This window comes from Pseudomonas jilinensis, assembly GCF_003586265.1.
GTDB lineage: Bacteria > Pseudomonadota > Gammaproteobacteria > Pseudomonadales > Pseudomonadaceae > Halopseudomonas > Halopseudomonas phragmitis.
On record NZ_QJSA01000011.1, the window covers coordinates 54,762 to 68,532 of the forward strand.

A 13,771-nucleotide genomic window follows, 5' to 3' on the forward strand; every position below is an offset into this window, starting at 1 on the left:
CTGTTTTTAACGCAGTATTGCCAACGTAGGTAGTTTTCCAGAGGCTCCCTAGGCCTTGCTGGCCAAGTTCATGTCATAGCCTGCCGGCGGCTTATCGATATGCGGGCAGTTGCCGCACAGCGTCTTGCCCGGCAGCCGGTAGCGAATACAGCAATGCCGGCGTTGGCGATGCACCCCCTCCAGGCCCGGCCGGGCGACATAGCTAATGCTGTCATGCAGCGGGTTGCGAAAACCATCCGGACGGCAGGACTGTTCCAGCCATTCGCGAGCCTGGACTATGCGCTGCGCTGGCAAGGGCTGGCTGGCCAACTCGCCGACAATCCATTCGTAGTAGTGGCCAACGCTGCTCCACAACACCTTGGGCGCCAGCTTGACCTGTGCGCACAGCGCCCGAATCAGCGGATCGATATGGCCGTCGAACAGCTCCTCGAAACGCTCGAAACCGTGCCGAGGCGCATGCACCCAAGGCTGGCCAGCGTCTGCCAGGCGGAAGGCCGCCGGCAGTCCGTCGTCCCCCAGAATCACCGCCACCTCACTAGCACACACCGGCAACCGCCAATCACTGCTCAGGCTGGCAGCGACCACGGCCGGCACCAGCCGCAGAAAGTGATACTTGGCCCACAGCGATACCCGCGCGCGCGGATCGCCCTCGCCATGCTCGGGCAGAAACCGCAGCAGGTTGGCCTGTAGCCGCTCAGGCTCCAGATACTCATCCCAGCTCAGCGCCGGGCGCGGGTCATCGGCCAGCACCAGGGCTTGCCCCAAAGGTGCCAGCGGCCCCGGAAACAACACGGCCAACGGCGAGTTCACCGGCCCTACCAGCGGTAGCTAAGGCTGGCGACCAGATTGCGGCGGTTGCCATACCAGCAGTAATAGTCACAGGTCGCGACATATTTCTTGTCGCTCAGGTTGTTGCCATTGAGCTGCAAGCGCAGATTCCGCCAGTCGTAACTGAGCATGGCGTCGTAGAGCGTGTAGGAGGGCACCTTCAGCTCTTCGACATTATCACCGTAGCTGGCCCCGACATAGCGTGCCCCAGCACCAAAGCCCAGGCCGTCGAGCACCCCGCCACGGACCTGATAATGCGCCCACAGCGAAGCCAGCTTGTCCGACACCTGCGAGGGCGTCTTGCCCTTTTCCGCCACGGCATTACCCGTCTTGGTGGTTTCGGCATCGAGCAGCGTCAGGGCACCGACCAGACTCAGTGCCGGGGTGACATTGGCGGTGGCTTCCAGCTCCAGGCCACGCACCCGAACCTCACCAACCTGTTGGGTCACTGCCGGTGCACCAGCCGCCTTGCGCACGTTCTCCTGGGTCAACTCGAACAGCGCGGCATTGAAGCTGCCATTAAATCCGGGCGGCTGATATTTCAGGCCCAGTTCATACTGCTGGCCGGTTTCCGGCTTGAACGCCCGACCATCGGGGGCAACGTCGGTGACTGGCAGAAAGAACTGCGAATAGCTGGCGTAGGGTGTCAGGCCATTGTCGAACAGATAGGCGACCCCGCCATTCCAGGTAATCTCGTCGTCCTTGGCCTGATTGCCGGCACCGGTGGTGCGATTATCGAAATCGAACTTGGCCCGGTCGTGCCGAGCGCCCAGCAGGAACACCCAGCGCTGATCGTACTTGAGCTGGTTCTGGGCATAGACCCCGACCTGATCAACCTTGCTGCGCTTGTCTTCCAGAGCAAAATCGAACGGCACCTGGGTATAACCGGGGTTGAAGATGTTCAGCGTGGCCGGATACAGCGGCCAGCCGTTGGGGCTGCTGTCCTTGACCTTCAGCCGCTGGTAGTCAGCACCCAGCAGCAGCGTGCTTTCCCAGGCGCCGGACTGCCACTGACCAATCAGGCGATTGTCGACCGACAGATTGTCGGCCTCACCATCGGCATAACTCAAACCACGTACCAGCTCGCCGGCCGGCAAATCGGCCCAGAAGAAAAAGAACAGCTGGCGCAGATCAACATCGATATGCCCGTAACGCAGGTTCTGCTGAGCACTCCAAGTGTCGTTGAAGCGGTGATTGAACTCATAACCCAGGGTGTACTGGCTGCGCTCGAACTCTTCATAGTCGGGCAGGCCGACTGCGGTATCGGTATCGATCTTGCCCAGCGGATGACGCCGCACCGTGCCCTCGGCCGGTAAAAACTGCAGCATAGGGTCACCGCTGTCCTTCTGGAAACTGGCCAGCAGGGTCAGTTCGGTGGCCTCGCTCGGCTTGAGGGTCAACGACGGCGCGATCAGCAAGCGATCGTTGTCGACGTCGTCAACCTGGGTGCCGCTTTCGCGCGCCAGCGCGGTGACCCGATACAACACCTGCGGGTTGTCGTTGAGCGGGCCGGTGACGTCCAGATTGAGCTGGCGCCGATCGAAGCTGCCGACCTGCATACCAACCTCGCCAAAAGCGCTCTCGCTCGGGCGCTTGCTGACCAGATTGATTACCCCGCCCGGCGGCGTCTGGCCGTACAGCACCGAGGAAGCTCCGCGTAGCACCTCAACCCGCTCAAGCTGGTAGGGGTCGATCTGCCAGCTGTAGAAACCGCTGGAGTAAACCCGGGTACTGTCATGGAACAGGCCGAAGTTGGCCTGCTTGAAACCGCGAATGATGAACCAGTCCTGCTTGTTGTCCTCACCGAAGTAACCAGCCTGTACGCCGGGGGTGTACTTGAGCGCATCGCTGATACTGAGGACGTTGCGATCCTCCATCTGCTGGCGAGTCACCACCGAGATCGAACGCGGAATCTCGTTCAGCGGAGTATCGGTTTTGGTGCCGACCAGGGTATTGCTGGCGACATACCCGGTATCCGGACCATGCGGATCGGCCTGTTCACCGATGACTGTAGTTGGCGCCAGGACCGCGCTGTCCTGGGCATTGGCGTTAAGCGTCAGGCAGGTCAGCCCAACACCCAGCGCGATGGCCAGTGGGGATAACAGGTTGTTTTCAGCGACGACAGCAGCCGGCACAACTGGCCGGCACAGATCGGAACGGGACATGAAAGGCGACCTCAGGGAACTATTGCTGCCAATCTAAACCATTATCATTTAGATAATCAAATCAATCTGAGGCGCTGGACAGCTTCTGCAGGGTTTCCGCCAACTGATTGATCCGCGCCACGGTATCGGACAGCAGCCCATCGACAACCTACATTCACCCGGCGCACTCAGTCCGGCTCTATCCCAATCCATTGGCGCAACTGGCGTAATTGACCGGGATCCTGGGCCAAACCAGCCTCCAGAGCTGCAATGCGCATGATGACCCGATCCTTGCGCAGGCTGCCAGCCGGTAGTTTGAACAGAGCACCGATAAGCTCACGCAACGGAAACGGCAAGCGCAGCCGGGTTTTCAGGGCATTGCCAAACCCTGGCCCGAAGCGCGTCAGCAAGGTTTCCAGACTGACACGGTCACAGACCATACCACCGTAGTTGAAGTAGTTCTGGATCGCGCACAGGACCGCCAGCTCACCCAGGCGACTGAGCTCCACTGCCGTGTGCATCTGCTCGGTAGCCAGCCCCTGCGGGCGGGCCAATGAATTCAGAATTTCACCGAGCCCACTTTGCTGCGCCAGCAACTGTCCGGCCAACTGCTGCAGATCGACGTGAGTCAGACCCGGCTGGGTATGTGCCAGTTGGTGGGCCAGCCGGACGCACTCGGCCGGGCCCAGGCGCTTGATCGCGGCCTCCAGACTCAGGCAGTCGAAGCCGCCGTCGGCGTGCTCATGGCGATTGGCCCGGCTCAACCACTCAGCAGCCAGCAGCGGCTCCTGACGCGCCATGCGCCAAAGCTCCGAGGGCTCACAGCGCGCCGTCCAGTGCAGCACACTCTGGCGGTGAGCCGGCTCGCACCAGGGGATGAACAGCGCCTGCTCCGGTCGCTGGGTGAGAAAGTGCTCCAGGCTGTCGAGCTGAATGGGCGCAGCCGTAGGCTGCCCGTGCCCCTGCATAACCTTGCCCAGGCGCTCGATCAGCACCTCGACGCTGAAGGGCTTGGCAATGAAGTCGGTAATCCCGGCATCCCGAGCGGCCAGAACGGTAGCGCGGTCAATGCTGGCGGTCAGTAACACCCGGCTGCTGGCCGGGCTGCGCTGGCGAGCCACCCGTATCGCCTCGAGCCCACTGGCATCGGGCAGGTGCAGGTCGGCCAGCAGCAGATCGACTGGCCGGGCCTTGAGCTGATTGAGGCAGTCGCGCACGTTGCCAAAGCGCAATACCCGCGCATCACTGGCAACATGTCCAATTACCTGCGCCAGCAATTCGGCAATCCACTCATCGTCCTCGACGATAATGACGTTCAAGATAGCGACACTCCAATCACCCGGTTGCGGCCTTGCTGCTTGGCCTGATACAGATGCTGATCAGCCAGCTCCAGCGGCTCGTCCAGACACCAGTCCGGCGCCTCGCAGGCGCTGATACCGGCACTGAAGGTACATTGAAACAGCTTCGAGCCACTACTGAACTGCAACGCCGAGAAAGCCTCGCGGATGCTGTCCAGGATCGCTTTGGCATCAGCCGCTGCGCAGTTGGGCAGCACTGCGACAAACTCTTCACCGCCGTAGCGACCGATCCGGTCAATCCGCCGCAGGCGCTGGCGCAGCAGGTTGGCCAGCGCCCGAATCACGGTATCGCCCACCGCATGCCCATGGTTGTCGTTGACCGACTTGAAGTGGTCGATATCGATCATTGCGATACTCACCGGCTGCTGAGTGCGCAAGGCACGCTCGACCTCCAGTTCGACCTGTTCCTTGATGTCGGCATGCTTGAGCAGACCAGTCATGCTGTCGCGCGCCAGCGCCTGGCTCACCAGGCGGGCACGCTGGGCCCGGGCATAAACCGTGGTCAACAGTGCCGCATCACTGATCGGCTTGCTGACAAAGTCGTCGCCAGCCTTGAGCAGAGCTGCCATCTGCGCCACGGTATCGGTTTCCGCCGACAGATAAATGATCGGCACCCGCAGCCAGTTGTCGTTCAGCCGGATCATCTGCGCCAGCTCAATACCGCTGTAGTGGGGCATATTGATATCCATCAACACCACGTCCGGCTGAAAGGCGTTCATTCGCTTGATCAGTTGTGCCGGGTCGAGCACGGTCTCCACGCGCATCCCGGCGTTGTCGAGAATGGCCTTGAAGCGTTCCGCCAGTTCCTGATCGTCATCCACCACCAGAACCCGGAACGGGTCGTCCTGCTGGACCTCAAAACTGCGCCGCAGGCGGTTTTCCAGCACGGTCAGGTCTACCGGTTTGGTGAAGAACCCGCGCGCGCCGGCCCGCACCGCCTCGAGCCTGGCGGCAAATGCCGAGTCGGTACTAATGGCGATCACCGGCAGGGGGGGGACGCGGCCAGCCTGCCAGCGCTGCAGCGCGCCCAGGGCCTGATGGCCGGCCACCTCGGGGCTGATGTCGATGATCAATGCCGCGTATTGACCGCTGTCCAGCTGGGTAATCAGGCTGTCGGCCTGCTCCAGGATGGTGACCTGATAGCCGAAATTGCTCAGGGTCTGACTGGTCTGACGCGCCAGCTCGGGATCGTGTTCCAGCATGAGGATATGCTGCTGCCCCTGCTCATCAGGGAGCGCCGATTCCAGCGGTTGGCTGTCCTGCGGTTCGGGCCGGCTCTGATTGAGCAACAGTGGTAACTGGCACAATCCCTCGCGCAGGCGCTTGCGGGCCTCATCGGCAGCCGCGGGGTCCGCCAGGCAGTGCTTGGCCAACTGCTCCAGCTCCCTGGCCCGCTCGCCCAGGGCTGTATGGCCGAAGGTGCCTGCCGAGCCCGCCAGCTTGTGCAACTGGCCCTGCAACTGCTGCAGGGCGGGCTCGACCTGCTCGGTATTCTGTAGTTGTTCGGCCTGGCGCACCAGTTCCGGCAGTTCCTGCTCCAGCCGCTTGCGAAAAGCCTGGCCCAGCTCGGCCAGTTGAGCTTTCAACTGTTCAGTCTTCGGCATTCCATTGCTCCCAAAGGGCCCGAATCTCGGTAGCCAGTTGCATAGGGTCAAAGGGTTTAGTGATAACCCCGGCCGCCCCCAGGGCACGGTAGCCTTCAACTTCCTGGCTCTGGACCTTGGCGGTCATGAACACCACCGGGGTATACTGCAACCCGGGCAACTCCCGCAGCCGCTGCAGCGTTTGCGGTCCATCCATGCCCGGCATCATCACATCCAGCAATACAAGATCGGGGGCGAAGGCTTCAGCGGCGGCCAGGCCGGCCGCGCCGCCATCACAGGTCTTGACCTCGAAACCACCCACCACTTCCAGGGCAATCCGGGCAATGTCCTGGATCGAAGGGTCGTCCTCGATATGCAAGATGCGCTGTAGCTGACTCATAGTTCTGATAATCCCCCCAATCAGTGAGACTCATTATGGCATGCTCCTGTCCGGGGAGCCGGCCAATGGCAGGCGGAACCAGAAACAGGCACCCTGACCAGCTTGGGAGTCGACGCCAATGCTGCCGCCCATCCGCTCGACCAGTTCCTTGCTGATAGCCAGCCCCAACCCTGTGCCGCCACGCTTGCGGCTGGTGCTGTCGTCAACCTGGAAGAAGCGCTGGAACAGCCGGCTCTGCTGTTCGATGGCGATGCCAACCCCCTGATCGGTGACCTGCACCTGGACCTGATCATCGATCACCCGACAATCAACCACGATGCTATCCCCGGCATGGGAAAACTTGGCAGCATTGGACAACAGGTTGTCCATCACCTGGAGCAAGCGCTCGGCGTCGCAGATCAGGTGCAACTCGGCTGACAGCGGCTGTAGCACCAGGCTGACATTGAACCGTTCGGCATACGGCTGATTGGACTCAATGGCCCGCTGCAGCAACGGCAGCAGGGGTTGGACACCCAGTTTGAGCGGCAAAAGCCCGGACTCCAGGCGCTCGATATCCAGCAGGTCATTGATCAGCGCCTGCAAACGCTGGGTGTTGTCCTGGGCAATGCCCAGCATGCGCCGTCCAGCCTCGGGCATGTCACCGCCAGCACCACCCAGCAGCAAGGCGATGGCGCCGCTGATCGAGGTCAGCGGGGTGCGCAACTCATGACTGACGGTGGCGATGAACCGGCCTTTCATCTGCTCGATCTGACGCCGCTCGGTGATATCGAGCATCGCAATCATGGCCCCCTTGAAGCGGCCTTCGGCATCGTACAGCGGCCCGCCGCTGGTCAGCAGATGGCGAACTGGCTGGCCGCGGGCAGCGATGCAAAAACTGACATTGCTCACCTGCTCGCCACTCAGGGCACGCCACAGTGGCACCTGATCGGCGGCCAGCGGGGTCACTTCATCACTGTGGTACAGATCGTAATAACGCCACCAGTGCTCGGGCGGTATATCTAGGATATCAACGCCATGCCAATCCCGCGCCGTACGATTGATCAGCGTTAGCTGGCCCTTGGCATCGCAGGCGACCACTCCGACCATCATAGACTCAAGCAGACTGGCGTTCAGGGCCTTCTGCTCACTCAAGGCCATCTCGCGTTCCTGGGCCTCGAGCAGTTGCAAACGCAGACGCAACTGTTGCTCAACCAGTCCGGCCAGGCGGCTCAGCGTGTCGCGTTGCTGGACATCCAGCGTGCGTGGCTGGCGGTCGATCACGCAGAGCGTGCCCAGCGGATAGCCTTCGGCCGAGTGAACCGGCATACCGGCGTAGAAACGAATGTGCGGCTCACCGGTCACCAATGGGTTGTCACGGAACCTCGGATCTTCACTGGCATTTTCGACTACCAGCAGTTGGTCGGCCCGGATCGCATGGGCACAGAACGCCATATCGCGCGGCGTCTCGCAGACGTCCAGGCCCACCCGGCTTTTGAACCACTGACGCCGATCATCCAGCAGCGAAACCAGCGCTATCGGCGTTTGCAAATATCGTGTCGCCAGAGTGGCGATATCGTCAAACGCCGCCTCGCCCGGGCTGTCCATGATCTGGTAACGAGCCAGGGCCGCAAGTCGGCGCTGTTCGGCGCTCGCGTTCATGAGGGTTCTCCTGAATGATGTGCAGGCACACTACTGACCTCACTGACGGGCAGACGGAACCAGAAACACGAGCCCTGGCCTTCTTGCGACTCAAAACCAACCTGGCCGCCCATGTGCTGTACCAGTTCCCGACTGATGGCCAGCCCCAGCCCTGTACCACCTCGCTGGCGCGCATCGCTGCCATCGGCCTGGCTGAATTTCTGGAAGATCTGCTCCTGAAAGTCGACAGGAATCCCGATACCCTGATCCGTCACGCTGACCGTCACCTGCCCTGCTTCGATGCAAGCCTCGAGCAGAACGTCACCTCCCGGATGGGAAAACTTGGCAGCATTGGACAGATAATTGGCCAGCACCTGTCCAATGCGTTTGGCGTCCACGATCACCCAGGCATCATCGATCCGGCCCGCCTGCAAACGCACCTGATACTGCTCGGCATAGCCCTGATTCAGACTCAAGGCCTGTTCCAGCAGAGGCTTGAGCCGCTGACGCTCAAGCTCAAAATGCATCTTGCCTTCGCTGAGCTTGTCCATGTCGAGCAGGTCATTGATCAGCGCATGCAGGTTGTCGCTGTTCTGCTGGGCAATCCCCAGCAGCTTTGCCATCGGTTCCGGCACTTCGCCCATGGCCCCGCCCAGCACCAACCCCAGCGCGCCGGCAATTGCGGTCAGCGGCGTGCGCAGCTCATGGCTGACCGCCGAGACGAACTGGGTTTTGAGCTGCTCGACCCGATGCTGCTCGGTGATATCCCAGATAAAACCGTCGAGCCAGAGCAGTTGGTCCTGGCTGTCGTATTCGCCACGGCCCTTTTCCCGAACCCAGACATGGTGGCCATCGGCATGCACTATCCGGTAGGTCAGCTCAAAGCTCTCCCGACGCTCGATATGGACGATGGTGGCATAGGTCAGGTGCAGGTCATCAGGATGCACGATGCTAGCGTAGCTGCGAACCCGATTGTCGATGAAGTCGCTGGCCGGATAGCCCGTGAGCCGGGCGATACCGTCACTCATGTAGGACATGGTCCAGTCGGCGTCGCTTCGACAGCGATACACCACACCCGGTAGGTTGCTGACCATGCTGCGGAACCGCGACTCGCTTTTTTGCAGTGCCCGGGTCGCACGAACCTGTTCGCTGATATCTGTAATTACCCCGTGCCAGATAATGTCGCCGTTCTCCAGTGGCTCGGGGGAGGAGCGCCCGGCAACCCAGATCAAACCACGCTGAGGATGATGGATGCGATATTCGCAACGCCATTCGTTGAGCCCGGCTGCGGACTCTCGGATGCTGATCGCCACCCTTTGTCGGTCTTCCGGGTAAATTGCCTCGAAAGCCGCCATATCACTGGCCGCTGCCTGTTCCGGCGTGATGCCGTAGATATCGACAATTCCTTGACTACTGTAGGGAAACCAGCCGCGGCCACTACAGTTGTACTGATATTGATAGACCATGCCGGGAAGATGCCGGGCCAGCTTGCTGAAACGGCTGAGCAGTGCTTCACGCTCCTGCTCGAACTTGCCCCGGGTCAGCACGGCCGCAATCCAGCGGCCGCACAGACGCATGAATTCCAGGTCGGTGTCCTCGAACGACTCGTGACGCGCCTGCGCACTGGAAAAATTCAGTGTGCCAAAACGCTCGCCAGCCACCGTCAGCGGCATTCCGATATAGCTCTCCAGGCCAAAATGCTGATAGCACGGATGGCCGCGGTGAATTGACTGGCCCATATTGTCAATCGCCAGCACGTCATCCTGGGCCAGAGTCAGGCTGCAGTAGGTCTGCCCCAGCGGGAAGTGCGTACCGTCCTCCAGGCCATCGTCCTTGGCATGATGGCTGAGTACCTGATAATCGTCATCCTTGATCCGACTGACAATCCCCATGTCCAGACGCAGATAGCCACAGCCCAGCTCCAGCACCCGACGCAACCGCTCGTGCTGGCCCAGATGCTGCAAACTGGCGATTTCGTTGAGCGCCCGCAGCGCCTGACGCTGACGCTCCAGCCCTTGCCGGGTCTGCTCACGGGCCAGACTTTCCTGGATGATTGCCTGTTGGTGCTGCTCAGCCTGGCGCCGTACCGTGACCCGGGTCGCCAGCAGCAGCGCACTGAACAGGCCGGCCGCCGCCAGCAAAGCAATCAGCCAGCGGCCCAGCAGTTGCCGCTGCTCGGCGTTATGGCGCAGCAGTTCCGCGCCGATTTCACGCCAGGCCAACACCGCCGCCAACGGCCGGCCAACTTCCTCGTATAGCGGAATGAAGGTCACTAAATAGCGCTGGTCGGAGGCTTCAACCAGGCGATAACCGGCACTGTACTCTGGCTGTGGGAGCCTACCAGCTTCACGCCAGTCGAGAATTTCCGCTCGCGAGTACTGGGCTAACAGCCAATCCCCACTGTCGAGCCGGCTCAGTTCGTTCTGCTCCTGCTCGAGCATCACCCCCTCAAGGCTCGGCCGATAGAGCATCAGCGCCAGGCCGGCATCCAGTTCCAGATCAAGCTGACGCAGCTCCGGCAGCATCCCGTAGCCGACCTCGACACTGGCAATTACCGCGCTATCGGAATCTTCGCTAGCACGAATCGGCACAACCCCGCGAATACCCGAACCATGCCGGCCCACTTCCATACCTTTGACGGACTGTCCCGTGCGTTGCACCCGGTCAACCAGATGACGAATGCCATCCAGCCGATCACCCCATTTATCCGGCTGGTGCATACGCAACAGACTGATCACCCCCGGTGCCAGGTGAATGTGCAGTTGACTGGCCCCGGACTCGGCCAGCACCATCCACAACCCCTGCAGATCGGCCTGGAGCTGAGCGCGCAACAACAGCACGCCATCGGAGTCCAGGCCATCACGCTCGGCCAGCACGGCGATGCGTCGTACCAGACGCAGCAGATCCGGGTTCTGGCTGACCTGGCTGGCAGCCAGCAGCACCTGGCGCTCCAGGCCGGCCCGGGCCTGCAGTACGGCCAGACGCTGAACCTCGGAGTGCATATCGAGCTCCTGCTGCCATTGCTGTTCACGTTGCTGCCAGCCCCACCAGGCCAGGAAGCTGAAGAACAGCGCCAGAGCCAGGGTACCCAGGCACAGGATCACATGTCCGGCGATGACGGTGCGGGATTTGGCCATAATTCTCACTAACAAACAGACAATGGCCAGACAATAGACACTATCCCGGCACAGCGCCAGCCGCTGTCCGGGATAGGTCTGCTACCTCTAACGGATTACAAGCTGTTGTTCAGGTGTCCACCGTCAACGTTGATAATGGTGCCGGTCATGAACGAGCCGGCCTCGCTGGCCAACAGCAGCAACGGACCATCCAATTCCTGCAACTGCCCCAGACGGCGCATCGGCACCTTGCTGCGGATGTACTCTTGGCCTTTATCGGTGTCGAAGTAATCACTGTTCATTTCGGTGCGGAAGTAGCCCGGTGCGATCGCATTGACCCGGATGTTGTCACGCGCGAGCTCCAGCGCCATGGCCTTGCTCAACTGCACCACGCCGGCCTTGGCGACTGCATAGTGACTGAGTGCAGTGCCAACCCGCAGGCCAAGAATCGAGGCGATATTGATGATGCTGCCGCCATTGCCGCTTCTGGCCATGGCCTGGCTGGCCCGGTGGGCCACCCGCCAGGCACCATCCAGGTTGGTATCCAGGGTACTGCGCCAGTTGCCTTCGGTCATTTCCAGAAAGGCTGCCGGATCAGCAATGCCGGCATTGTTGACCAGAATGTCGACCACGCCCCAGTTGGCTTCTGCCTGAGCAAAGCCGGCATCGACGCTGTCCGAATCGGTCACATCCATGGTGACCGCCAGCGCTTGGCTACCCTGTTGTTGGAGCTCGTTAACCAGTGCCTGCAGCCGCTCGGCACGCCGGGCAGCGAGCACCACCCGAGCCCCAGCGCTGGCCAATACCCGGGCGAAATGTGCGCCCAGGCCACTGGATGCGCCGGTGATCAGAGCGGTCTTGCCGGTCAGGTCAAAGCGTTGGGTGGTCATCGAAACTCTCCTCGGTCTGCAGGTGTTTGCGCCAGTATCAGACAAACCTCTGGCCGACTCCAGCATGCTCGATCCGGCTGATGATGCACCATGTCGGCAACCCTAGCCGGCGCTATGCGGCTAAACTTGCAGACTGGATTCTGTCAGGACTCGTCATGGACGCAACTGCCGTTTTTCACATCAGTACCCCGACCACCCTGGCCCTGGCGATTATTGCCCTGTGGCTAGGCTACCGAATTAATCACTGGTTGCCGTTGCTGCACCGCTACAACATCCCCCCGGCAGTCAGCGGCGGTATTCCGATCAGCGCACTGGTGGCGCTGACCGAACTGCTTTCAGGCTGGGAGTTGCGCTTCGAACTGGCCCTGCGCGATCTGCTGCTGATTGCTTTCTTCAGTACCATCGGGCTGTCTTCTCGGCTGCGGCAGATGCTCGAAGGCGGTCGGGCGCTGGCAATCATGCTGGGGCTGGCCGTGATCTTTCTGGTCTTTCAGAACCTGCTTGGCACTACGCTGGCACTGCTGGTCGGGGAAAGTCCGTTATATGGGCTGATTGGCGGCAGTATCTCGCTGGCCGGCGGGCATGGCACGGCACTGACCTGGGGACAGTTGTTCGAAGAGCATTTCGGCCTGGACAACGCCAGCACCCTGGGCCTGACCTTCGCCACGGCCGGGCTGATCACCGGCGGGCTGGTGGGCGGGCCGGTGGCGGCCTTCCTGATCCGCCGGCACAAGCTCTCGCCCGAGACCACCGAGCATGAACTGCCGCACATGGAGACCGGCGGTAAAACCATCTATCAGATCGAGCTCAACAGTCTGTTGACCGCGGTACTGCTGATCGCTCTGTGCTTTGCCCTGGGCTCCAGCGTCTATGACTGGCTCTCGGATCTGGGCATGCGCCTGCCGGCGTTTCTGACCGCCATGTTTCTCGGCATTGTGCTGGCCAATCTGCTGGATCTGGCCAAGGTCTGGGTCGACCCACGGCCTATTCAGCTGATCGGTGATCTGAGTCTGCAGCTGTTCCTGGGCATGAGTCTGATCAGCCTGCCACTGCTGTCGCTGCAGGGGGCGCTGGGGGCCATCAGCCTGGTGATGCTGATGCAGGCTCTGCTGATCGCCCTGTTCACGGTCTGGCTGGTATTCCCTTTACTGGGGCGCAATTACGACGCCGCCTGCATCGGGGCCGGGTTCATCGGCATGGGGCTGGGCGCTACACCAGTCGGCATCGCCAACATGAACGCCCTGACCAGCCGGTTCGGCCCTAGCCCCAAAGCCTACCTGGTGATTCCGCTGCTGGGCGCATTCTTCATCGACATCGCCAACGCCACCCTGGTGCAACTGTTGCTGGGCTTTGAAATGTTCAACCCTTGACCACCTCCCCGTCACTGTCGAGCACCTGCAAGCTGATCGGCAGACAGGCAGCGATACTCTGGGACACGGTACAGAACTGCTCGAATTGGCCGAGGATGCGCTCAAGCTTGTCATAGGCCGCCTGGGGATAGCCCAGATGCAGGGTGACCCTGGCCCCAACGATACGCAAACGGTTTTCGGCATTGCGCCCCAGCTCAGCGATGCCTTCGGCGCGCAGCCCATCGGCGGGCTGACGGAATTTGCTCAGGGCGAAGTACAAACTGTCGCTCAGGCAGTTGGTCACTGCAGTGATCAGCAACTGGCTCGGGCTCGGACCAGCCGAACCACCCAGCGGGGCCGGTTCATCGACCACCAGTTCCGGGGTATCACCATCGTAACGGGCCAGAAACCGGAAGTTCTGTTGCTGTTCCAGGGTGACGCGAACGAAGTCATCACTCATGAGATGCTGCTCCTGCCATTAGTTAG

At 61.3% G+C, this 13,771-nt stretch carries 10 protein-coding genes; 1 reads left to right on the forward strand and 9 read right to left on the reverse strand.

The window, feature by feature from the left end:
* Positions 1–48: 48 nt before the first annotated feature.
* The 8 genes from fhuF to C2846_RS12870 all read right to left on the reverse strand — a co-directional run bounded on the left by fhuF (position 49) and on the right by C2846_RS12870 (position 11,936).
* Positions 49–810, reverse strand: coding sequence for a siderophore-iron reductase FhuF (fhuF, locus tag C2846_RS12835; RefSeq protein ID WP_165443822.1), 762 nt, complete (start codon positions 808–810; stop codon positions 49–51).
* 5 nt (positions 811–815) lie between these two features.
* On the reverse strand, positions 816–2,993 hold the full coding sequence (locus tag C2846_RS12840; RefSeq protein ID WP_205890213.1) for a TonB-dependent siderophore receptor: 2,178 nt from the start codon (positions 2,991–2,993) through the stop codon (positions 816–818).
* A gap of 167 nt (positions 2,994–3,160) precedes the next feature.
* Complete coding sequence (locus C2846_RS12845) at positions 3,161–4,291, reverse strand: response regulator (RefSeq protein ID WP_165443823.1); 1,131 nt, start codon at positions 4,289–4,291, stop codon at positions 3,161–3,163.
* Positions 4,288–5,934: a diguanylate cyclase gene (locus C2846_RS12850; RefSeq protein WP_080048796.1), complete on the reverse strand. Its 1,647-nt coding sequence runs from the start codon at positions 5,932–5,934 to the stop codon at positions 4,288–4,290. Before C2846_RS12850 ends, C2846_RS12845 begins: the two co-directional genes overlap by 4 nt.
* Positions 5,921–6,313: a response regulator gene (locus C2846_RS12855; protein ID WP_119701612.1), complete on the reverse strand. Its 393-nt coding sequence runs from the start codon at positions 6,311–6,313 to the stop codon at positions 5,921–5,923. Before C2846_RS12855 ends, C2846_RS12850 begins: the two co-directional genes overlap by 14 nt.
* 33 nt (positions 6,314–6,346) lie before the next feature.
* On the reverse strand, positions 6,347–7,951 hold the full coding sequence (locus tag C2846_RS12860; RefSeq protein WP_080048798.1) for a sensor histidine kinase: 1,605 nt from the start codon (positions 7,949–7,951) through the stop codon (positions 6,347–6,349).
* Positions 7,948–11,067, reverse strand: a complete 3,120-nt coding sequence (locus tag C2846_RS12865; protein ID WP_119701613.1) for a PAS domain-containing protein — start codon at positions 11,065–11,067, stop codon at positions 7,948–7,950. The genes C2846_RS12860 and C2846_RS12865 overlap by 4 nt, the downstream gene beginning before the upstream one ends.
* Before the next feature lie 95 nt (positions 11,068–11,162).
* Positions 11,163–11,936 carry an SDR family NAD(P)-dependent oxidoreductase gene (locus C2846_RS12870; protein ID WP_080048800.1) on the reverse strand — a complete coding sequence of 258 codons (774 nt, stop codon included), beginning with the start codon at positions 11,934–11,936 and terminating at the stop codon, positions 11,163–11,165.
* A gap of 155 nt (positions 11,937–12,091) precedes the next feature.
* Between C2846_RS12870 and gltS the strand changes: the two genes are divergently transcribed.
* The gene (gene gltS / locus C2846_RS12875; RefSeq protein ID WP_095625959.1) at positions 12,092–13,306 is read left to right on the forward strand and encodes a sodium/glutamate symporter; all 1,215 of its coding nucleotides are present in this window, start codon (positions 12,092–12,094) and stop codon (positions 13,304–13,306) included.
* Here the strand turns inward: gltS and C2846_RS12880 are convergent.
* Positions 13,296–13,745: an OsmC family protein gene (locus C2846_RS12880; protein ID WP_080048802.1), complete on the reverse strand. Its 450-nt coding sequence runs from the start codon at positions 13,743–13,745 to the stop codon at positions 13,296–13,298. The two genes, gltS and C2846_RS12880, sit on opposite strands and share 11 nt — an antisense overlap.
* Between the last annotated feature and the right edge of the window lie 26 nt (positions 13,746–13,771).

Excerpts from the sequence above, each read along its gene's own strand:
- gltS (WP_095625959.1), top strand. The coding sequence starts at position 12,092 with ATGGACGCAACTGCCGTTTTTCACATCAGTACCCCGACCACCCTGGCC.
- C2846_RS12865 (WP_119701613.1), bottom strand. The coding sequence starts at position 11,067 with ATGGCCAAATCCCGCACCGTCATCGCCGGACATGTGATCCTGTGCCTG.
- C2846_RS12840 (WP_205890213.1), bottom strand. The coding sequence starts at position 2,993 with ATGTCCCGTTCCGATCTGTGCCGGCCAGTTGTGCCGGCTGCTGTCGTC.
- C2846_RS12855 (WP_119701612.1), bottom strand. The coding sequence starts at position 6,313 with ATGAGTCAGCTACAGCGCATCTTGCATATCGAGGACGACCCTTCGATC.
- C2846_RS12870 (WP_080048800.1), bottom strand. The coding sequence starts at position 11,936 with ATGACCACCCAACGCTTTGACCTGACCGGCAAGACCGCTCTGATCACC.
- C2846_RS12880 (WP_080048802.1), bottom strand. The coding sequence starts at position 13,745 with ATGAGTGATGACTTCGTTCGCGTCACCCTGGAACAGCAACAGAACTTC.
- C2846_RS12860 (WP_080048798.1), bottom strand. The coding sequence starts at position 7,951 with ATGAACGCGAGCGCCGAACAGCGCCGACTTGCGGCCCTGGCTCGTTAC.
- C2846_RS12850 (WP_080048796.1), bottom strand. The coding sequence starts at position 5,934 with ATGCCGAAGACTGAACAGTTGAAAGCTCAACTGGCCGAGCTGGGCCAG.